This is a genomic window from Aeromonas veronii (assembly GCF_040215105.1).
Lineage (GTDB): Bacteria > Pseudomonadota > Gammaproteobacteria > Enterobacterales > Aeromonadaceae > Aeromonas > Aeromonas veronii_G.
Genome location: NZ_CP157875.1, coordinates 530,170 through 548,824, shown reverse-complemented (window position 1 = coordinate 548,824; position 18,655 = coordinate 530,170). Strand labels below are relative to the sequence as shown.

General features: G+C 60.6%; 21 protein-coding genes. 8 read left to right on the top strand and 13 right to left on the bottom strand.

What is annotated here, in order from left to right; all coding sequences use genetic code 11:
• Positions 1-64: 64 nt before the first annotated feature.
• The 4 genes from ABNP46_RS02660 to ABNP46_RS02645 are packed head-to-tail and all read left to right on the top strand — an operon-like array spanning position 65 to position 4,320.
• A complete protein-coding gene (locus tag ABNP46_RS02660; protein ID WP_349920882.1) occupies positions 65-1,072 on the top strand; it encodes an ABC transporter ATP-binding protein in 1,008 nt (335 codons plus the stop codon).
• Complete coding sequence (locus tag ABNP46_RS02655) at positions 1,069-2,037, top strand: ABC transporter permease (protein WP_349920881.1); 969 nt, start codon at positions 1,069-1,071, stop codon at positions 2,035-2,037. Before ABNP46_RS02660 ends, ABNP46_RS02655 begins: the two co-directional genes overlap by 4 nt.
• A complete protein-coding gene (locus ABNP46_RS02650) occupies positions 2,027-2,860 on the top strand; it encodes an ABC transporter permease (RefSeq protein WP_349920880.1) in 834 nt (277 codons plus the stop codon). Before ABNP46_RS02655 ends, ABNP46_RS02650 begins: the two co-directional genes overlap by 11 nt.
• 29 nt (positions 2,861-2,889) lie before the next feature.
• Complete coding sequence (locus ABNP46_RS02645) at positions 2,890-4,320, top strand: gamma-aminobutyraldehyde dehydrogenase (protein WP_349920879.1); 1,431 nt, start codon at positions 2,890-2,892, stop codon at positions 4,318-4,320.
• 81 nt (positions 4,321-4,401) lie between these two features.
• Here the strand turns inward: ABNP46_RS02645 and cyoE are convergent, their stop codons facing one another.
• The 4 genes from cyoE to ABNP46_RS02625 are packed head-to-tail and all read right to left on the bottom strand — an operon-like array spanning position 4,402 to position 7,593.
• Positions 4,402-5,307 (bottom strand): heme o synthase, encoded by a 906-nt coding sequence (cyoE, locus tag ABNP46_RS02640; protein WP_349920878.1) that lies wholly within the window; start codon positions 5,305-5,307, stop codon positions 4,402-4,404.
• Positions 5,304-6,314, bottom strand: a complete 1,011-nt coding sequence (locus ABNP46_RS02635) for a COX15/CtaA family protein (RefSeq protein ID WP_349920877.1) — start codon at positions 6,312-6,314, stop codon at positions 5,304-5,306. Before ABNP46_RS02635 ends, cyoE begins: the two co-directional genes overlap by 4 nt.
• On the bottom strand, positions 6,311-6,796 hold the full coding sequence (locus ABNP46_RS02630; protein ID WP_349920876.1) for a hypothetical protein: 486 nt from the start codon (positions 6,794-6,796) through the stop codon (positions 6,311-6,313). The genes ABNP46_RS02635 and ABNP46_RS02630 overlap by 4 nt, the downstream gene beginning before the upstream one ends.
• Entirely contained in the window at positions 6,793-7,593 is an 801-nt protein-coding gene (locus ABNP46_RS02625) for an SURF1 family protein (RefSeq protein ID WP_349920875.1), read from the bottom strand. Before ABNP46_RS02625 ends, ABNP46_RS02630 begins: the two co-directional genes overlap by 4 nt.
• Between ABNP46_RS02625 and ABNP46_RS02620 the strand changes: the two genes are divergently transcribed.
• Entirely contained in the window at positions 7,565-7,774 is a 210-nt protein-coding gene (locus ABNP46_RS02620; protein WP_349920874.1) for a DUF2909 domain-containing protein, read from the top strand. The two genes, ABNP46_RS02625 and ABNP46_RS02620, sit on opposite strands and share 29 nt — an antisense overlap.
• 8 nt (positions 7,775-7,782) lie before the next feature.
• On the opposite strand, the gene ABNP46_RS02615 is transcribed toward ABNP46_RS02620, so the two are convergent.
• The 6 genes from ABNP46_RS02615 to ABNP46_RS02590 form a co-directional block, all read right to left on the bottom strand.
• Complete coding sequence (locus ABNP46_RS02615; protein ID WP_349920873.1) at positions 7,783-8,664, bottom strand: cytochrome c oxidase subunit 3; 882 nt, start codon at positions 8,662-8,664, stop codon at positions 7,783-7,785.
• 2 nt (positions 8,665-8,666) lie between these two features.
• A complete protein-coding gene (locus tag ABNP46_RS02610) occupies positions 8,667-9,221 on the bottom strand; it encodes a cytochrome c oxidase assembly protein (RefSeq protein ID WP_349920872.1) in 555 nt (184 codons plus the stop codon).
• A 9-nt stretch (positions 9,222-9,230) separates the two neighbouring features.
• Positions 9,231-10,829, bottom strand: coding sequence for a cytochrome c oxidase subunit I (gene ctaD, locus ABNP46_RS02605; protein ID WP_349920871.1), 1,599 nt, complete (start codon positions 10,827-10,829; stop codon positions 9,231-9,233).
• Between the two features lie 9 nt (positions 10,830-10,838).
• On the bottom strand, positions 10,839-11,900 hold the full coding sequence (gene coxB / locus ABNP46_RS02600) for a cytochrome c oxidase subunit II (protein WP_349920870.1): 1,062 nt from the start codon (positions 11,898-11,900) through the stop codon (positions 10,839-10,841).
• 499 nt (positions 11,901-12,399) lie between these two features.
• Positions 12,400-14,469, bottom strand: coding sequence for a tRNA(Met) cytidine acetyltransferase TmcA (locus ABNP46_RS02595; protein ID WP_349920869.1), 2,070 nt, complete (start codon positions 14,467-14,469; stop codon positions 12,400-12,402).
• Complete coding sequence (locus tag ABNP46_RS02590; protein ID WP_349920868.1) at positions 14,466-14,780, bottom strand: HlyU family transcriptional regulator; 315 nt, start codon at positions 14,778-14,780, stop codon at positions 14,466-14,468. The genes ABNP46_RS02595 and ABNP46_RS02590 overlap by 4 nt, the downstream gene beginning before the upstream one ends.
• Positions 14,781-14,918: 138 nt before the next feature.
• Here ABNP46_RS02590 and ABNP46_RS02585 point away from each other — a divergent pair, with 138 nt between their 5' ends.
• The 3 genes from ABNP46_RS02585 (at position 14,919) to ABNP46_RS02575 (ending at position 16,453) form a co-directional block, all read left to right on the top strand.
• Positions 14,919-15,125 (top strand): bacterioferritin-associated ferredoxin, encoded by a 207-nt coding sequence (locus tag ABNP46_RS02585; RefSeq protein WP_349920867.1) that lies wholly within the window; start codon positions 14,919-14,921, stop codon positions 15,123-15,125.
• A gap of 142 nt (positions 15,126-15,267) precedes the next feature.
• Positions 15,268-15,747: a bacterioferritin gene (bfr, locus tag ABNP46_RS02580; protein WP_349920866.1), complete on the top strand. Its 480-nt coding sequence runs from the start codon at positions 15,268-15,270 to the stop codon at positions 15,745-15,747.
• Positions 15,748-15,994: 247 nt separating this feature from the next.
• Entirely contained in the window at positions 15,995-16,453 is a 459-nt protein-coding gene (locus ABNP46_RS02575; RefSeq protein ID WP_349920865.1) for a methylglyoxal synthase, read from the top strand.
• A gap of 60 nt (positions 16,454-16,513) precedes the next feature.
• On the opposite strand, the gene ABNP46_RS02570 is transcribed toward ABNP46_RS02575, so the two are convergent.
• From ABNP46_RS02570 to ABNP46_RS02560, 3 genes are all read right to left on the bottom strand, one after another.
• Positions 16,514-17,101: a superinfection exclusion B family protein gene (locus tag ABNP46_RS02570; protein WP_349920864.1), complete on the bottom strand. Its 588-nt coding sequence runs from the start codon at positions 17,099-17,101 to the stop codon at positions 16,514-16,516.
• Between the two features lie 119 nt (positions 17,102-17,220).
• Positions 17,221-18,279, bottom strand: coding sequence for an L-asparaginase 2 (gene ansB, locus ABNP46_RS02565; RefSeq protein WP_349920863.1), 1,059 nt, complete (start codon positions 18,277-18,279; stop codon positions 17,221-17,223).
• A gap of 128 nt (positions 18,280-18,407) precedes the next feature.
• Positions 18,408-18,602 (bottom strand): heavy-metal-associated domain-containing protein, encoded by a 195-nt coding sequence (locus ABNP46_RS02560; RefSeq protein ID WP_349920862.1) that lies wholly within the window; start codon positions 18,600-18,602, stop codon positions 18,408-18,410.
• Between the last annotated feature and the right edge of the window lie 53 nt (positions 18,603-18,655).

Below are 18,655 nucleotides of genomic sequence, written 5' to 3'. Positions count from 1 at the left end.
ACCCCTGACACAGCCCTCTGCGGGCCGGACAGGAGTCCGGCCCGGTCGATGACAAGGACGTACCATGACAGCCGTACAATTTGACCGGGTCAGCCGCCACTATGGCGAGGTGAGGGCGGTCGACGACATCTCCTTCCAGATCCCGGCCGGTGAGTTTTTTACCCTGCTGGGGCCGAGCGGCTCTGGCAAGACCACCTGCCTGCGAATGATCGCGGGTTTCGAATATCCGAGCGACGGCGAGATCCGGCTGTTCGGGGAACCCTGCTCCCGGGTTCCCCCCTATGATCGCAACCTCAACACCGTGTTTCAGGACTATGCCCTCTTCCCCAACATGGATGTGCGCGACAACATTGGCTACGGCTTGATGCTAAAGGGAGTCTCCAAGGCTGAGCGCTACCGCAAGGTAGACGAGATGCTGGAGCTGGTGCGCCTCCCCGGGGTGGGCAACCGCAAGCCCGGCCAGCTCTCCGGCGGCCAGCGTCAACGCATCGCCATCGCCCGGGCGCTGATCAATCAGCCGCGCATCCTGCTGCTGGATGAGCCGCTCGGCGCACTGGATCTCAAGCTGCGCGAGCAGATGCAGCTCGAACTGAAAGCATTGCAACGCCAGCTCGGCATCACGTTCATCTTCGTCACCCACGACCAGCAGGAGGCGCTCTCCATGAGCGACCGCATCTGCATCTTCAATCAAGGCAGGATCGAACAGATCGCCCCGCCAGATGCCATCTACGATGCACCGGACACCCCTTTCGTCGCCCGCTTCGTCGGTACCGTCAACCTGTTCGAGGGAGAGCAGGCCAAACGCCTGTGTGGCGACAGCCAGCAGATGATGGTACGCCCGGAGCGGATCCGGCTCAGCGACGCCGGCAGCCCGGGTTGGTCGGGCGAGATCCGCGAGGTGGAGTATCTGGGCGCCTTCGTTCGCTATCGGGTGGACTTGGGGGAGCAGATCGAGATCCTCGTCAACCACCCCAACGAGGGGCAAGCACGCCTCCCCCGCGGCGCCCGGGTCAGCCTCAGCTGGCCGGAGCAGGCCATCCACCGTCTGACCGATCATGAGGCTCGACCATGAGCCTCCCCCAGAGTGCGAGTCTCCCCATGATCCAAGCCCCCACCACCTCCACATTCAGACCGCTGCGGCGCCTCTCCACCCTGCTCTACGGCCGCCCCGGCCTGTTGCTGGGGGTGTTGCTCGGCCCGCCACTGATCTGGCTTGGTATCATCTACGTCGGCTCCTTGCTGATGCTGCTCTCCAACGCCTTCTTCGGGCTGGATGAGTTCAGCGGACAGATACGCCACGAACTGGGGCTGCAAAACTTCACTGCCCTGCTGCGAGCAGAGAACCTCGACGTCATCCTGCGCACGCTCGGCATGGCGCTGCTGGTGACCCTGGCCTGCGCCCTGCTCGGCTTTCCCATCGCCTACTACATGGCCCGCTACACCAGCGGCAAGACTCGCGCCCTGTTCTATCTCGGCATCATGTTGCCACTCTGGTCCAGCTATCTGGTGCGGGTCTACGCCTGGAAGCTGATCCTGGCCAAGGAGGGGGTCATCAGCTGGCTGGCGGGGAGCCTCGGGCTGGACTGGCTGCTGGACGCCATCCTCTCCCTGCCGGTAATCGGAGGCCCCTCGCTGTCGTTCTCTCGCCTCGGTACTTTCATCGTCTTCGTCTACGTCTGGCTGCCCTTCATGATCCTGCCGATCCAGGCCGCGGTGGAGCGGATCCCCCGCTCTCTGCTGGAGGCGAGTGGCGACCTCGGTGCCACCCCGGCCCAGACTTTCCGCACCCTGATCCTGCCGCTGGCGTTGCCGGGGGTAGTGGCAGGCTCCATTTTCACCTTCTCGCTGACACTCGGGGACTACATCATCCCCGGCATCATCGGCAACTCGACCCTGTACATCGGCCAGGTGGTCTATATCCAGCAAGGCACGGCGGGCAATCTGCCATTCGCCGCCGCCTTCTCCCTGGTACCCATCCTCATCATCGCCATCTATCTGGCGATAGCAAAACGACTGGGGGCCTTCGATGCGCTCTAATCCCGCGGTGAATCAGGGGTATGGCCAGCGCCCATCCGGGCTGCTGAAATACGCCGCCATCGGAGGCTTGCTGTTCCTGCATATCCCCATCCTGTTCATCTTCCTCTACGCCTTCACCAGCGAGAGCAAGAGCTACCAGTTCCCGCCCCCCGGGCTCACCTTCAAGTGGTTCGAGGTGACGCTGAACCGGCCCGATGTGTGGCGCGCCATCCAGCTGTCGCTGGAGGTGGCCGGGCTCGCGACCCTCGCGGCCATGGTGCTTGGCACCCTGGCGGCAGGGGCCATCGCCCGCAGCCGCTTCTTCGGCCAGGAGGTGGTGTCACTCCTGCTGGTGCTGCCCATCGCCCTGCCCGGTATCGTCACCGGCATAGCGCTGCGCTCTGCCTACGGCCTGATGGAGATCCCGTTCAGCTTCTGGACCATCGTCATCGGCCACGCCACCTTCTGTGTAGTGGTGGTCTACAACAATGCCCTGGCACGCTTTCGCCGCACCAATCGGTCGCTGATCGAAGCCTCCATGGATCTCGGGGCCGATGGCTTCCAGACCCTGCGCTACGTGATCCTGCCAAATCTCGCCACCGCCCTGCTGGCGGGGGGCATGTTGGCGTTCGCCCTGAGTTTTGACGAGGTGATCGTCACCACCTTCACCGCGGGCCAACAGACCACATTGCCCATCTGGATGTATCAGGAGCTGATCCGCCCGCGCGATCGGCCCGTCACCAACGTGGTGGCCCTCATCATAGTGGCCTTCACCACCATCCCCATTCTGCTTGCCTACTACCTCACCCGCGACGGCCAGGACGTCGCCGGCAGTGGCAAATAACGACTCAACGCGTGCGCAAGGATGCAACCATGAAGCTCAATACCCAACTCTTGATCGACGGCCAGTTTGTCACCGGTGACGGTCCGGCCGAGCCCGTCCTCAACCCGGCCACCGGCGAACTCATCGCTTCGGTGCCCGAAGCCTCGTTCGAACAGGTAAGCAGGGCGGTCAACGGTGCCCAACGCGCCTTCGCCCAGTGGAGCCGCACCACCCCGGCCCAGCGCAGCAACCTGCTGCTGCGCCTCGCGGATGCCATCGAACGTCACGCCGAGGAGTTCGCGGCGCTGGAGTCCCTCAACTGTGGCAAACCCTATCTGGCGGTACTGAACGACGAGCTGCCTGCCGTGGTGGACTGCTTCCGCTTCTTCGCGGGCGCGGCCCGCTGCCTGCAAGGACCGCTCGCCGGAGAATACATCGAGGGACACACCAGCATGATCCGCCGGGATCCCGTCGGCGTGGTGGGCAGCATAGCCCCCTGGAACTATCCGTTGATGATGGCGGCCTGGAAGATGGCGCCGGTGCTCGCCGCCGGCAATACGGTGGTGCTCAAGCCTTCGGAGCAGACGCCGTTGACCGCCCTGCGCCTCGCCGAGTTCGCCAGCGAGCTGTTTCCCCGTGGGGTCATCAACATCATCTGTGGCCGGGGCGAGAGTGTGGGTGCCCCGCTGGTGGAACACCCGCTGGTGCGCATGGTGTCCCTCACCGGGGACATCGCCACCGGTCAGAAGATCCTGCAGAGCGCCGCCCGCACCATGAAGCGCACCCACTTGGAATTGGGTGGCAAGGCCCCCGTCATCATCTTTGATGACGCTGACCTGGAAGCCGTGGTGGAGGGCATTCGCACCTTCGGCTTCTACAACGCAGGCCAGGACTGCACCGCCGCCTGTCGCATCTACGCCCAGGGCAAGATCTATGACAAGTTCGTCGCCGCCATGACGGACGCCGTTGCCTCTATCAAGGTGGGAGATCCCCACGAGGAGGGGGTGGAGATGGGCCCCCTCATCTCGGACCGCCAGCGCAACCGGGTCGCCAGCTTCGTGGAGCGGGCCCAGAGCAGCGGCCACGTGGAGGTAACCGCCGGCGGCAAGATCCGCCCGGGCAACGGCTTCTTCTTCGAACCAACCCTGATCGTCGGCGCCCGCCAGGAGGATGAGATCGTACGGCGCGAGGTGTTCGGCCCTGTGGTATCGGTGACCCGCTTCAACGATGCCGAACAGGTAGTGCAGTGGGCCAACGACTCGGACTATGGCCTTGCCTCCTCGGTCTGGACCCGGGATCTCGGCCTTGCCAGCAAGGTGGCGAGCCACCTGCAGTACGGCTGTACCTGGATCAACACCCACTTCATGCTCTGCTCGGAGATGCCCCACGGCGGCATGAAGATGTCAGGTTATGGCAAGGATCTCTCCCTCTACGCACTGGAGGACTATACGGTGCCGCGCCACATCATGGTCAAACTCTGAAAGCAGCAAGGCTGGCCCCAAGCCAGCCTTGCTGCTACATCTAATCCCTATTGCCCCTTCAACCGCGCCATCCCCCTTCGGTTATGACAGTCGCCACAACCAGTGGTGATCCAGGATCAACAGGCCGAACAGCAACATCAGATGATAAATGGAGAAGCGGAAGGTGCGCATCGCCTGAACCGAGGAGGTCGATCGCTTCAATAACCAGCCGTGCCAGCAGAACCAGAAGTTCAGCCCCAGGCTACCAACCAGATAGATGATCCCCGACATGCCGATGAGGTAAGGCAGCAGACAGATCAGGGTCAGCATCAGCAGATAGAACAGGATGGCGGTCTTGGTGAACTCGATGCCATGGGTGACCGGCAGCATGGGGATCCTGGCGTTCGCATACTCATCCCGTCGGTGAATGGCCAGAGCCCAGAAATGAGGGGGAGTCCAGGCGAAGATGATCATCACCAGCAGCCAGGGCTCGGCCGAGAGCTGCCCGGTGATACTGGTCCAACCCAGCAACGGCGGCATGGCCCCCGCCAGCCCGCCGATGACGATGTTCTGGGGTGTCGCCTTCTTCAGTAGCAGGGTGTAGACAATGGCATAGCCAAACAGGCTGGCCAGGGTCAGCCAGGCGGTTAGCGGATTCACCCCGAGATAGAGCATGCAAAAACCCGCAACCGCCAACCAGAGCGCGAAGATCATGGCCGCCCGCGCGCTGATCCGCCCCCTCGCCACTGGTCGCCAGCGTGTCCTGCGCATCTGGGTATCGATACCGCTCTCCAGACTGTGATTCATGGCCGCCGCCGCAGACGCCAATAGCCCTATCCCCGCGAGCCCCAGCCCCATGTGCCCAAGGGAGGCCAACGTCGGTTCAGCCAGCAACATGCCGACCCAGGCCGTCAGCAGCAACAGGGCCACCACTCTCGGCTTGGTCAGCTGGTAATAGTCCCGCAGCAACTGAGGGTCGAACGACTGAACCTGCGGCTTGCCATTCATGTCCGGCTCCTGATCATCAGGGGAGATAATGAGGGAGATGTGACGGCATGGGAGAGACGCCAACGAGCCAGCACACACACCACCAGCAGATGTGCGCCCACCAGGTTGTGGGCGAGGGCATTGGCTAGAGGTAGAGCCAGATGCACATTGGTCAGGCCTAGGGCAATCTGTGTCAACAACAGAGTAAGAAGCAGCGCACCGAGCACTCTCAGAAGCACCCCATGGCGGATCAACGCGATGGCAAAGCCGCCCACCAGCAGGGCCGTGGCCATCGCCCCCAGTCGGTGAGCAATGTGGATGGTCTGACGTGCCTCCTTGCTGAGTACACCGAACTCGTAGCTGGCATGGCCGAGCGGTAGATGAAAAGCCTCATCCCAGTCGAGCTGCTGTTGCCAACCCGAGTGGCACAGGGGCAGCTCGGCACAGGCCATGGCGGCATAGTTGGATGAGGTCCATCCCCCCAGGGCTATCTGGATCAAGAGCATGCCGCAGGCGAGATTGCCCAGCAGGGTCAGCCCCTGACCACCGACAACGACCTGGTTGCCACATGTCGACTCACAACGATAGAGCCACAGCAGGGTCAGGATGGCAAAGCCGCCGAGCAGATGGGTCGTCACCACCAGAGGGTGTAATGCCAGCGTCACCGTCCACATGCCAAGCAACGCCTGCCCAAGCACCAGCAGGAGCAACCCGCTCGCAAGATGGCGCAGACGCCCCCCTTGCCGCCAGCTCAATACAAACAGGAGGGCGATGAGACAGCCCAACATACCGGCCAAGTAGCGATGCACCATCTCACTGCGGGCCTTGTGAGGTACTAGCGGGGTATCCGGATAGAGCATGGCCGCCTGCTCGGCTTGAGCCAAATGAGGGATGGCCAGAGAGCCATAGCAACCGGGCCAATCAGGGCAGGCAAGGCCCGCATCGGTCAGCCGGGTATAGGCACCGAGCAGAATGACCAGCACGGCCAGGGCAATGGCGATCGAGGCGAGCCTCTTCTGTAGTTTCATTGCACGCCTCGCTGGTACTTGAGCAGTTGCTGCAAATCCGACAGCACTGCCTTGCCAAACAGAGGCCACTGCGTGCTGTTGTCTGGCACCTCGTAACGCAATATGGCCAGCCCCTGGGGGTCCACCAGCATCAGCTCTCCCGCCTGCAACCCTTCACCGGATCCGAGAGATGTCAACCTGAGCGGCATCAACGCCAGCTTGTCCCCATTGCGCCCCAGGGCACTCTGTATCCGCGCCATCAAGATGGGAACCTGCTGGCACTGCGCCGCACAACGATCTGCCTCCAGATAGACCAGGCGCCACTGGCTCTGATGAGCCGAGAGTGGCGGCAGCAGATAAATTTCCCTCTTCAACCACTGCCCTTTGCTGCGGGTGCCGGCCTCATACCAACCCTGGTGCAGGGTCAGCGCCGCCAGCAGCACGGGCAACAGGATCACCAACACAAAGGCGACCGGTACCTTCCATCTAGCCCATTCATTCATGATGAGACTCTCCTTGCCAGCACCAGCCCCCCCACCAGCATTACCACTGCCAGCCCCAACCATTGCAGTGCATAGGCTCTGTGCTTCTCTGGGGGCATGACGTTGTGCTGGTAGTGGTAGCAAAACGGGGAATTTTTTTGGTAAAAAACGGCATCGACGAGGGGCAAGCCCGTCTCTTCACTCAAACTGGCAACCCTGACGGACTGGATCCGGTTCGGGTATGGGCCGCCCTCTATGTTTTGGCCAAGCAGCAGGCCACCCGGTCTGGTACGCAGCAGCCCATCCAGCTCCAGCAATGGTGGGATCACTGGGGCAGGCAACTGATCCCGGCTGGCTGGCGCCGCGATCCAACCCAAATTGACCAAGAGAAGAGGCTCCTTCGACGAAGAGGTGCCAGCCAAAGCTGTATCGTCATTGGCGCGAACCGGGATGATGACGTCATAGCCTATTTCCCCCTCCACAGTCTGGTTATCCAGCAGCCAGACGTAGGGCCGAAACCAGGCCGCTCGCCCACTCAGCACTGCGCCATCCAACTTGTCCAGTTCACGCCAGTCGAGCCGAACCAGCATCAGAGGTGCCACCTGCTGAGCCGCAGCCACCTGCTCCAGCCACGCCTCTTTTTCTGCCGCCCGTTGCCATTGCCAGAGTGCCAGCTTGCACAAACCAGCCGAGACACCCAGAGTGAATAACAGCACCAGCCAGCGTCGCCGATGGAGAGCCCGTTGCTTGTGCCATGTCGCCGCGTCACCCATATCACGAGGCCCCCACATGTTGATCAAAGTCGTGCTGGTATTCATGTTGCTGCTCATCATCGGACAGCTATTCCACGCCCTCTGGCTGATGATGACCACGAAGCAAGCGACCAGAAGGATGTCGGCTCCCCTGGGTAGGCGGGTATTCTTCTCCCTGCTGGTGGTCGCCATCCTGCTGTTCTCGCTGATGATGGGCTGGCTGGAACCCAATCCCCGTCCTTACTGAAACCGGGCTCACAACAGGTAGACAAAGACGAAGAGGCAGAGCCAGACCACGTCAACGAAGTGCCAGTACCAGGCCGCGGCCTGAAAGGCGAAGTGGCGCTCGGGCGTGAAGTGATCCCTCAGCACGATGCGCAACCAGATGATCCCGAGGAACAGGGTACCCAGGGTGACGTGCAGGCCATGAAAGCCGGTCAGAATGAAGAAAGTATTGCCATAGATGCCCGAATCCAGCCGCAGGCCCAGATCCCGATAGGCATGAATATATTCATAGCCCTGCAACCACAAAAAGCCTCCCCCCAGCAGCAATGTGGCAAGCAGCATCAACTTGAGACGAGTGCGACGCCCGCTCTCCAGCCCCGTATGAGCAAACAGCAGAGTCACGGAAGATGCCAGCAAGATCAGGGTGTTGATTAGTGGGATCCCGTGCCAAGGCATCGCCTGGGTTGTCGTGCCCCCCGGGGTCTTCAGCATGGGCCAGTGAGCCGAGAAGTCCGGCCACAGCAGTTGCGCCGTCATCGCCTTGTTGCCAGCTCCATCCAGCCAGGGCATGGCCAGCTGCCGCGCATAGAACAGCACCCCAAAGAAGGCCAGGAAGAACATCACCTCGGAAAAAATGAACCAGACCATGCCCTGTCTGAAGGATCTGTCCATCTGGGGGCTGTAGAGCCCGGTCATGGACTCCTGAATGATGTGACGAAACCAGCCAAACAGCATGAAGACCAACAGGGCCACGCCCCCGAGTATCAGATAACGCCCTATCCCCACCTGCTTGCTGGCGATCTCGTTGACCAGATGGCCAGCCCCGAAGGCCAGCAGGAACAGAGCCAAGGCTCCTATGATGGGCCAGCGGCTCTGTTCGGGGACATAGTAATTCTGGGTCACCTTGGCCATGGTCAATTCCTCTGTGCAATAGCCGGAGCCGGCTTGGACTCTGTGATGTCATAAAGTGAATAGGAGAGCGTGATGGTATTGATGTCATCGGGCAGGGCCGGGTCAATGTAAAACTTGAGAGGCATCAACTTGCTCTCTCCTGCCTTCAGCTCCTGGCGGTTGAAGCAGAAGCACTCCACCTTCTTGAGATAGGCTGCTGCCGTGCCCGGTGAGACCGATGGCACCGCCTGACCTACCATGGTGTCTTTTGTCGGATTGAACACCTTGAAGTTGATCTGCTTCATCTCGCCGGGTTTCACCGACAGGCGATCGGTTTCCCCGTTGAACTGCCAGGGCATCCGGGTATCGGCATGAGCCAGAAACTCGATTTGTATGGTTCGCTTGTCATCAACCACGGCGCGCTCGGTCGTGGCAGGTTGCCCAGCCGTCTTGCCATTGAGTCCGGTGATCCTGCAGAAGACGTCATACAGGGGAACCAGAGCGAAGGCGAAGGCGAACATGAGAACGATGATCAGGGCCAGCTTCCTGAGCAGCGGTCCATGATTGACCTGATTCATAAGTCCTCTCTAGTGCTCATCCGGCCGAACCTCGGGCGGAACCTTGAAGCTGTGATAAGGTGGGGGAGATGACAGGGTCCACTCCAGCCCCTCTGCCCCCTCCCACACCTGGCCAGTGGCCCGCTCCCCTCCCCTGATGCACTTGATCACGCCCCAGACGAAAAGCAACTGTGACAACCCGAAGGCAAAGCCCCCCAGGCTGATGAACATATTGAAGTCGGCAAACTGCAGGGCATAGTCAGGGATACGCCTGGGCATGCCCGCCAGCCCGACGAAGTGCATGGGGAAGAACAACATGTTCACCGAGATGAGAGAGCACCAGAAATGCCACTGCCCCAGCCGTTCGTCATACATGCGCCCTGTCCACTTCGGCAGCCAGTAGTAGGCAGCAGCCAGGATAGAAAAAACGGCGCCGGTCACCAGCACATAGTGAAAGTGAGCTACCACGAAGTAGGTGTCGTGATATTGGAAGTCTGCCGGCGTCATGGCCAGCATCAACCCCGAGAAGCCGCCTATGGTAAACAGGGTGATGAAGGCGATGGCAAACAACATGGGTGTCTCGAAGGTCAGGGAACCGCGCCACATGGTGGCTATCCAGTTGAATACCTTCACCCCGGTCGGCACCGCTATCAGCATGGTGGTGTACATGAAGAACAGCTCGGCCACCACCGGCAGACCCGTGGTGAACATGTGGTGGGCCCACACCATGAAGGAGAGCAGGGCTATGCTGCTGGTGGCATAGACCATGGAGCGATAGCCAAACAGCTTCTTGCGGGAAAAGGTCGGGATAATGCTGGAGACGATCCCGAATGCCGGCAATATCATGATGTAGACCTCGGGATGACCGAAGAACCAGAAGATATGCTGGAACATCACGGGATCCCCGCCCCCCGCCGCATCGAAGAAGCTGGTGCCAAAATACTTGTCCGTCAGCACCATGGTCACCGCCGCCGCCAGCACCGGCATGACGGCAATAAGCAGGAAAGCGGTGATAAGCCAGGTCCAGACAAACAGCGGCATCCTCATCCAGCCCATGCCCGGTGCCCGCAGGTTGAAGATGGTAACGATGACGTTGATGGCTCCCATGATGGAGGAGATCCCCATGATGTGGATGGCGAACACGAACAGCGCCGTGCTGTTGCCGCTGTACTTGGTCGACAGGGGAGCATAGAAGGTCCAGCCCGAACTTGGGCCTCCACCCTCCATGAACAGGCTCGACAACAATATCATGAAGGCGAACGGCAGGATCCAGAAGCTCCAGTTGTTCATCCTGGGCAAGGCCATGTCCGGCGCCCCTATCATCATGGGGATCAGCCAGTTGGCGAGGCCGGTGAAGGCCGGCATCACGGCGCCAAACACCATGATGAGGCCGTGTACCGTGGTCATCTGGTTGAAGAACAGGGGCTCGACCAGTTGCAAACCTGGCTGGAACAGCTCGGCCCGGATCACCATGGCCATGGCGCCACCGGTGAAGAACATGGTCAACGCGAACAGCAGATAGAGGGTGCCGATATCCTTGTGATTTGTGGTATATAGCCAGCGCCTCAGACCCGTCGCCGGCTGATGGGCGTGCTCACCGTGGGGGGTATCCATGATTCCATCACTCATGCCGACGCCTCACTTGTCCTGTTTCAAGATGGACTGCACCTCGGCAGCCTGTACCACGTCGCCGGTATTGTTGCCCCAGGCATTACGCTCGTAAGTCACCACCGCGGCTACTTCTTGCAGGCTGAGCTGCTTGCCAAAGCCGAGCATGGCCGTCCCACTCTTACCATGGAGCACCAGATCCAGATGATGGGCCCGGTTTTCAGCCATCGTGGTGACCTTGCTGCCCTTGAGGGCGGGGAAAATGCCGGGCAGCCCGGTTCCGGTCGGCTGGTGACAGGCGGCGCAGTGGCCGAGGAATACCTTCTCGCCGATCTCCATGGCCTGGGGCAGGGTCATGGTCTGACTCGCCAGATCCTGCTGTTGCGCCTTGGCGGCGGCTTGCTCCCCTGCCGTCTTGGCAATCCAGCCATCAAACTCCTCGGCAGTTTTCGCCACCACGACGATGGGCATGAAGCCGTGATCCTTGCCGCACAGCTCGGCGCACTGGCCCCGGTAGGTGCCGGGTTGGTCTATCCGGGTCCAGGATTCATTGATGTAGCCTGGGTTGGCGTCCCGCTTCACCGCGAAGGCGGGAACCCACCAGGAGTGAATGACGTCGTCCGAGGTCATCAGGAAGCGGATCTTCTTGCCGACGGGCAGTACCAGCGGCTGATCGACCTCCAGCAAGTAGTGGTCCCCCTTGGGCTGCTCACCCTTGATCTGCTTCCTGTCAGTCGCCAGCAGGGAGTAGAACTCCACCGGGTGCTCGAGATATTTGTAGTGCCACTTCCATTGGGAACCCGTGACCAGCACCGTCAGGTCAGCTTTAGAGGTGTCCTCCATCTTCAGCAGGGTCGAGGTGGCGGGCACCGCCATGGCCACCAGGATCAACACAGGGATGGCGGTCCATAACAGTTCGATACGGGTGCTTTCGTGAAATTGGGCCACCTTGGCGCCACGGGATTTTCGATGACGGATGATGGACCAGAGCATGGCGCCGAACACCAGCAGGCCGATCAGGCAACAGATGTAGAAGATGGTCATGTGCAGGTCGTAGACCTGCTGGCTGATGGCGGTAGCACCGCGTGTCATGTTGAACGTCAGGTCGCTGGCAGATGCCGTGCCGCCAACGAGGCAGAACATCCATGAGCCATGGCTGGTTGCATTTTTTCCCACATTGCACTCCCTGTGCACGTTAGAAAAGATGGCAAACATTAACCAATGATAATGCTAACCACCTGAAAATAATGCAGTTATTAAAATCATCACCACCATCAAGTATTAGACCATATTCGGGAAAAGCCAAAATGATACGGGCCCATGGGAAACTCATCCGAGCAGTGATGCGGTGAAGAGATTCAATGCGAGGAACGAACGGGGAGCATGGATATCAAGAGGGTCTGGCCGAAATAGTGTCGGCCGACGGGAGCAGCGCTTTCATCCAGGGTTGTACTACAGCGGGATAGCTATTACTCGACTGACCAATCAACAAGGGACCCGCAGGTCCCTATCAGATGACTCGATAACGTCGCTGTCCAGGCATCAGACTGACTGCTGATATAGCTAGACAGGGTGGCACTTTACCAAGTTTTCACCCCGCCTTGGCGCCCTCACCCAGCAGGCGAGCCAGCAGGTTGCGCAATGTCTTGATGATCGCGGGTTTGCCAGCCAGCCCCAGAGCCTTGGCCAGCCCGTCCCAGGGGGCATACTGCCATATGGTCGCGATAAGCAGACGCCGCTCACCCGGCTCCAGTCCACCTAGGGCCTGCGTCTGGCCCATCAGCCAGCGCTGCAGGCTGGGCTGGCACAACTCGAACGGCTTGTGATGGTGAGCAAAGCACTCCAGCTCCTCGCGCTCGAACTCATCCAGTGCGGTAACCCTGGCGACATCATCGTGCAGACATTGCCAGACGAGCTCGGGATCCAGCGATTTGAGCTCCCCCGCCAGCAGGGTCGGCAACTGTTGTGCGAATCGCTGACGCCATTGGGCCAGCTCGGGCTCCCACTCCACTTTCAGTGCCTTGAGCAACAGAGCTGCGTGACAGCCGCTGGCGGCATCCCGCTGCAAGCCGATACGCAAGGTCTTGAGTCCGGCCTTGTGCCAGAACGGCAGCAGATCCGCGCTGGCGGAGAAGGCTGACCCCAGATAGTCGACGCCCAGAGCCCGATAATGCGCCTCCAGCTTGCCCAGCAGCACGGAGCCCAACCCATGACGATGCAGGCTCGGATGGATGGCGATACGCATCACCCTGGCGTAGCTGCGCTCCCCCGCCGTCGTGAATCCGGCATGTGCCAGCAGCGACTGGGGCAGCAGATGACCTCGGGGACGTCGCCGCCCCGCCCAGATATCGCGAGTCAAGGCAGGGGCTATCTTGCCCTCGCGTACCACCAGCGCCACACCGAGTAAGCTCTGACCCTGCTCCAGCAGATGGATGTCGAGATCCGGACTCTCCAGCAGGTATCGCAGATCGCTCGGGGTCGTCTGGTAGTGGGCCAGCACCAGCAGGCCGAATACCTGCCCGAGCAGCACGTCATCCACGGCCAGCCTCTCTTGCCCAATCAACTGCCACTCGGGCGTCGTCGGCTGGGGTGGCACCTGGACATCCGTATCGAGACCAAGCAGGCGGAACACCAGGGGCTCCAGCGGATCGTGCCGGCTCCAGCGGATAGGCTCGCTCAGGTGCAGCTCCTGCCAACCCGGGGTTTGCGCATCCAGAATACGCTTGAAGCGCAGGTGAAAACCGCGTCCGGTTCCCTCATAGCCATGTTCCGTGGTGGCGAAGACGATACGGCTGTGACGGGCCAGCATGGCCTCCAACAGCGGAGTCGGGATGGCGGCAGCTTCGTCCACCAGCAGCAGATCCGGCTGCAGATCTTCGTGCACCAGCCGATCCGGCGACACATAAACCAACCCCGTCAGTTCTGCCTCACAGACAGGCAACCCGGCCCTGGCGTGAGCGAAGAGGGTGGCAACAGTCCCCTGTGAAGGAGCCGTCACCACTATCTTCAAATCCGGATTCTGACGCAGCAAATTGGCCGCAGCGAGCCCCAACACGGCACTCTTGCCCCGACCCCGGTCAGCGCTCAGCACCAGAGGGCGACGGCGGTGGCCGTGGAGCACCCTGTGGATGGCAGACAAGGCATGAGCCTGGTCCTTGCTCAGCAGACGCTCCGGCCCCAGCGGCTGCCAACGAACATTCTTTCCAATAAAGGCAAGTGAAGTAGCGGGATCTGCCGCCAGCAGCCGCACCAGGCGGGCAATAAAACCATGGCCGGCCTTGCTCGCCTCCTCCGGCTGGGCGACCAGCCGCAACCTGTCCGGATCCCCATAGGCGGGCCACCGTTCCCTCGGGGGTGTTAGCAGCAGCAGCAAACCACCAGCGCGCAGGGTCCCCGCCAGGGCGCCAAAAGCATCGGGGTGAAAACCGCTGAAGGCATTGAAAACAAGCGTGTCGCACTCCTGGCCTAGCCGTTGCAGCGCCTTGGCGGCCGGCATAGGTGCATGGCAGGCAGGCCCATCACCCAGCCAGAAGACAACCTCTCCCAGCCAGGGTTCGGTCCGGGCGATACAATCGGCCTCCTCTCCCTCCAGCCAGATCAGGCGCCGCTCGCCACAAAGCGCAAGGGTGCGGCGTAGCTCGCTTACCTCTGATGGACTCATGAGGCGGCCGGATCACCGCTCTTGACGCGAGGCTCGAACATCTTCTCCCCCATCTGATCGATGAAGGTATGGGCTTTTTGCACCATGAAGCGCTCGGCATCCGCCGGGTTGACGAACAGATCGGAGCGGATGAACCTGTGAGTCAGCACCTCCCCATCCACCTCCCTGGTGATGCGTCCGGCCAGGCGGTACTGCCCCCCTTCCGCCATGGGCTCGGGATAGATGAGATAACCGGCGTACTCGGTCGGGGTCACCTCGACGGCGGGGGCCAGCTGGCTGTTGAACAGGGCACTGAACAGTTTCTTGAGCATCGTCGTCTCCTTTCTGATGGCCGCATTGTCCCCAAGGGGAGAATGGCTGGCAAGCGAGGGAGCTTATTACCAATCGGTATTTGCACTACGAACCATTCTCATTTAGATTTCCTCTCATTCCAGTATGAGGTCAGTAATATGTACGTGTGTTTGTGCCGCGGCATCACAGATACCCAGATCCGCAAGGCGGTGCAGACAGGCAAGACCGAATTCAGACAGCTGAAAGAGTCGCTGGAAGTGGGTGCCCAATGTGGCAAGTGTGTACGCATGGCCATGGAGATCATCGCCACCGAACGCAGCAAGATAGAATCGGATCAGGCTCCGCTCTACTACGAAGTGGCTTGATACCTGATTCCTCCCCTCTCTGATCCGTCAGCCGGATCCCTATACCCTCAGGCGAGTAAAATCGCCGGTTCTTCTATTGTCACTTTTCTGGACTAAGCTCTAGTGATCGCTGCCACTGGCACGAACATAAGGAGTAATGTCGATGAAAGGAGATCCCAAGATCATTGCCCACCTCAACAAGGTGCTGGCCAATGAGTTGGTGGCCATCAACCAGTATTTCCTCCATGCCCGCATCTATGATGACTGGGGCCTCAAGGGTCTTGGGCACAAGGAATACCACGAGTCCATCGATGAGATGAAGCATGCCGACGAACTGGTCAAGCGGGTACTGTTTCTGGAAGGACTGCCCAATTTGCAAGACCTGGGCAAGCTGCGCATCGGTGAGACGGTCGACGAGATGTTGCGTTGCGATCTCTCGCTGGAGATGGATGCCATCCCCGACCTGAAGGTGGCCATCACCTATGCCGAATCTGTCCATGACTACGTCAGCCGTGACCTGTTCCAGAAGATCCTGGAAGACGAGGAAGATCATGTGGACTGGCTGGAGACCCAGCTTGATCTCATCGATCGCATCGGTCTGGAAAACTACCAGCAATCCCAGCTGCACTCGGAGTCATCCTGAAGTGGAGATGGCATGACGCCGCGTCCCAACCCGCTTCGGCGGGTTTTTTCTCGCCTGTATCAGCACGGAATGCATGCCTCCGACGCAGCGGACAGGGCCATCATTGCGCGGCCCGCTGCTGGCAATACGTCGATATCCCAGGTCGCAAGCGTCGAGAAGATCACAGTTACGGTGCACGGCAAGACAGCGGGCGCCGCTTTCGATTAGGATACAGCCCTATTCCCATCACTTTGCTACGGATGACCCCATGGAACTGATCGCACGTGAGATGGCGCCCCACAAACGGGTAGCCCTGGTGGCTCACGACAACATGAAGGCCCCCTTGCTGAACTGGGTGCTGAGACGCAAGGAGGAGCTCAAGCTCCACCATCTCTATGCGACCGGCACCACCGGCACCCTGCTCGGCAAGCAGGCACAACTGCCCATCACCTGCCTCTTCTCCGGCCCCATGGGCGGCGATCAGCAGCTCGGCGCCCTGATCGCCGAAGGCAAGATCGACGTGATGATCTTCTTCTGGGATCCCCTCAACGCCGCGGCTCACGATCCGGATGTGAAGGCCCTGCTGCGCCTCGCGGCGGTGTGGAACATTCCGGTCGCCACCAACGAAGCGACCGCGGACTTCATCATGGACAGCCCGCACATGCAGCGCGCCTTCAGCGTGCAGGTGCCGGACTACGCTGGCTACCTCAAGGCAAGAACCGAGTAAGCGCCCCAGACAGCAAAAAGCCGGACAGTGTCCGGCTTTTTTATTCAAGATGCGTGAAACTCAGCGCTGGAAGCTCTTCTGGGCGAACTTGGGTCTGGCATTCATGATCTGCTCCACCTGCTCATCGCTCATCTTGCCGCGAGACAACCCCAGTACCTTGTAGGTGAGCAGCGGCCGTGCCGGCAGCGCGATCATCAGGGCGCGGATCTGGTTCTCGTCATCCTTCTCCCGCACCGGCTTGCCATAGGCATAGGTCAGCACCCCGGCATCCATCAGATTTTTGACGGCGGGCTCGGTGATCGGCAGGTTTATGACGCTCTTGCGCTGCAATACGAACTCGCGCAGTACCGCCTTCTCGTTGAAGTCGAGGAAGCCGATCATCTGGGCCAGTTGATCCTGCTGGCGGCGGGACTGCCACTCGTCACAGGCCCACTCCCAGAAGATCAGGAAACCCTGGCTGCAGAAATAGGAGATGGCGATCAGCATGCCGACTCCGAGCCAGGCCGCATGGGCCGTGGCCCACTGGCTGACGGCTCCTTTCATCAATCCCGCCGGGAACAGCAGGATGATGCTGCAGCAGAGCAGCAGCCAGACCATGAGCCAGTTGAGGCGGTTCAGCTGATAGAAATGTTGGATCCACCGTTTCATCGTTCATCCTTCCCAGAGCATTGTGGACAGTGGTCTACCCATAGCAATGACTGTGCCAAGGCTTGGAAATGAAAACGGGAGGCCTGAGCCTCCCGTTGAATCCATCTGAAAAAATGCGCTTAGAACTCCTGGAACCAGCGCTGGATCTGCTTGGGATCCTTGCTCTGGGTCAGGGAGAGCATCAGCAGGATGCGCGCCTTCTGCGGATTCAGGGTGCCGGCGGCCACGAAGCCGTACTTGGCATCGTCGATCTCCGCATCCAGAGTGGTGGCGCCGGTCGGCACGCGGGCGGAGCGCACCACCCGGATGCCGTCCTCGCTCGCCTTGGCCAGGGTATCGAACAGGGTGTGATAGAGGTTGCCGTTGCCCACCCCGGCGCTGACGATGCCGTCAAACTTGGCGTCCACCATGGCTTTAGCGGGCAGGTCGGTGGCATTGGCATAGTTGTAGACGATGCCGACCTGGGGCAGCTTGTCCAGCTTGCTCACGTCGAACGGGGTCTTGCTGGTGTGCAGGCGGGCCGGGCTGCGTTGATAGTCGATCTTGCCGTTGTGGATGTAGCCGAGCGGGCCGAAGTTCGGGGCGGCAAAGGTCTGCACCCCAGTGGTATTGGTCTTGGTGACGTCACGGGCATCCAGCACGGTATCGTTCATGGCGACCATGACGCCACGCCCCCTGGAGCTTGGGTCCGAGGCGGTGACCACGGCGTTGTAGAGGTTCAGCGGACCGTCGGCACTCATGGCGGTGGAGGGACGCATGGCGCCGACCAGCACCACCGGCTTGTCGCTCTTGACGGTGAGATTCAGGAAGTAGGCGGTCTCTTCCATGGTATCGGTGCCGTGGGTGATGACGATGCCATCCACATCATCCTTGGCCAGCAGCTCGTTCACCCGCTTGGCCAGCTTGAGCCACACCTCGTCGTTCATGTCCTGGGAACCGATCTTCACCACCTGCTCCCCCTGCACCTCGGCCACGTTCTTCATCTCGGGCACGGCGGCGATCAGGGTCTCGATGGCCACCTTGCCGGCCTCGTAGTTGGACTGGGTGGCAGACTGGCCCGCCCCGGCGATGGTGCCACCGGTCGCCAGTATGTGCACGCTGGGCAGGGCCATGGCCAGGGGGGAAAGGGTCAGGCCGAGTACGGCGGCGAGCAGGGTCTTGCGGATAGGGAGGGTCATGCTGCAATCCTTCTGATGGGTTGATTGCAGCATTTTTATGCTTTTTAAAACGGATTTAAGTGATCATTCTCACCAATAAAAACAAGTAAACAGAATATTGGTCTGTTTTATACCTATATAGCGTTAGTTCACTCTACCGAGAAACCCTTGGCCTCGATCAGCGCGATGATCTCGGCCTTGCTGAGGGTGCTCTCCACCACGGCCTTGCTGCTGTCGAAGTCGACCTTGGCCTGCGTTACCGCGCTCTGGGCCAGCAGGGCTTTTTGCAGGCTGGCGGCGCAACCGCCACAGGACATGCCGGATACGGTGAGTTCAATAGCCATATTCTCTCTCCTCTCGTGAATGTGATCCCAGCCTAAAGCTGCCGCCAGCGGCA

Coding starts and splice junctions, on each gene's coding strand:
- ABNP46_RS02645 (WP_349920879.1), top strand. CDS start 2,890: ATGAAGCTCAATACCCAACTCTTGATCGACGGCCAGTTTGTCACCGGT.
- ABNP46_RS02625 (WP_349920875.1), bottom strand. CDS start 7,593: ATGAATACCAGCACGACTTTGATCAACATGTGGGGGCCTCGTGATATG.
- ABNP46_RS02570 (WP_349920864.1), bottom strand. CDS start 17,101: ATGAAACGGTGGATCCAACATTTCTATCAGCTGAACCGCCTCAACTGG.
- bfr (WP_349920866.1), top strand. CDS start 15,268: ATGAAAGGAGATCCCAAGATCATTGCCCACCTCAACAAGGTGCTGGCC.
- ABNP46_RS02620 (WP_349920874.1), top strand. CDS start 7,565: ATGTTGATCAAAGTCGTGCTGGTATTCATGTTGCTGCTCATCATCGGA.
- ABNP46_RS02655 (WP_349920881.1), top strand. CDS start 1,069: ATGAGCCTCCCCCAGAGTGCGAGTCTCCCCATGATCCAAGCCCCCACC.
- ABNP46_RS02575 (WP_349920865.1), top strand. CDS start 15,995: ATGGAACTGATCGCACGTGAGATGGCGCCCCACAAACGGGTAGCCCTG.
- ABNP46_RS02630 (WP_349920876.1), bottom strand. CDS start 6,796: ATGAATGAATGGGCTAGATGGAAGGTACCGGTCGCCTTTGTGTTGGTG.
- ansB (WP_349920863.1), bottom strand. CDS start 18,279: ATGACCCTCCCTATCCGCAAGACCCTGCTCGCCGCCGTACTCGGCCTG.
- coxB (WP_349920870.1), bottom strand. CDS start 11,900: ATGACACGCGGTGCTACCGCCATCAGCCAGCAGGTCTACGACCTGCAC.
- ABNP46_RS02635 (WP_349920877.1), bottom strand. CDS start 6,314: ATGAAACTACAGAAGAGGCTCGCCTCGATCGCCATTGCCCTGGCCGTG.
- ABNP46_RS02590 (WP_349920868.1), bottom strand. CDS start 14,780: ATGCTCAAGAAACTGTTCAGTGCCCTGTTCAACAGCCAGCTGGCCCCC.
- cyoE (WP_349920878.1), bottom strand. CDS start 5,307: ATGAATGGCAAGCCGCAGGTTCAGTCGTTCGACCCTCAGTTGCTGCGG.
- ABNP46_RS02595 (WP_349920869.1), bottom strand. CDS start 14,469: ATGAGTCCATCAGAGGTAAGCGAGCTACGCCGCACCCTTGCGCTTTGT.
- ABNP46_RS02650 (WP_349920880.1), top strand. CDS start 2,027: ATGCGCTCTAATCCCGCGGTGAATCAGGGGTATGGCCAGCGCCCATCC.
- ABNP46_RS02560 (WP_349920862.1), bottom strand. CDS start 18,602: ATGGCTATTGAACTCACCGTATCCGGCATGTCCTGTGGCGGTTGCGCC.
- ABNP46_RS02585 (WP_349920867.1), top strand. CDS start 14,919: ATGTACGTGTGTTTGTGCCGCGGCATCACAGATACCCAGATCCGCAAG.
- ABNP46_RS02610 (WP_349920872.1), bottom strand. CDS start 9,221: ATGAATCAGGTCAATCATGGACCGCTGCTCAGGAAGCTGGCCCTGATC.
- ABNP46_RS02660 (WP_349920882.1), top strand. CDS start 65: ATGACAGCCGTACAATTTGACCGGGTCAGCCGCCACTATGGCGAGGTG.
- ctaD (WP_349920871.1), bottom strand. CDS start 10,829: ATGAGTGATGGAATCATGGATACCCCCCACGGTGAGCACGCCCATCAG.
- ABNP46_RS02615 (WP_349920873.1), bottom strand. CDS start 8,664: ATGGCCAAGGTGACCCAGAATTACTATGTCCCCGAACAGAGCCGCTGG.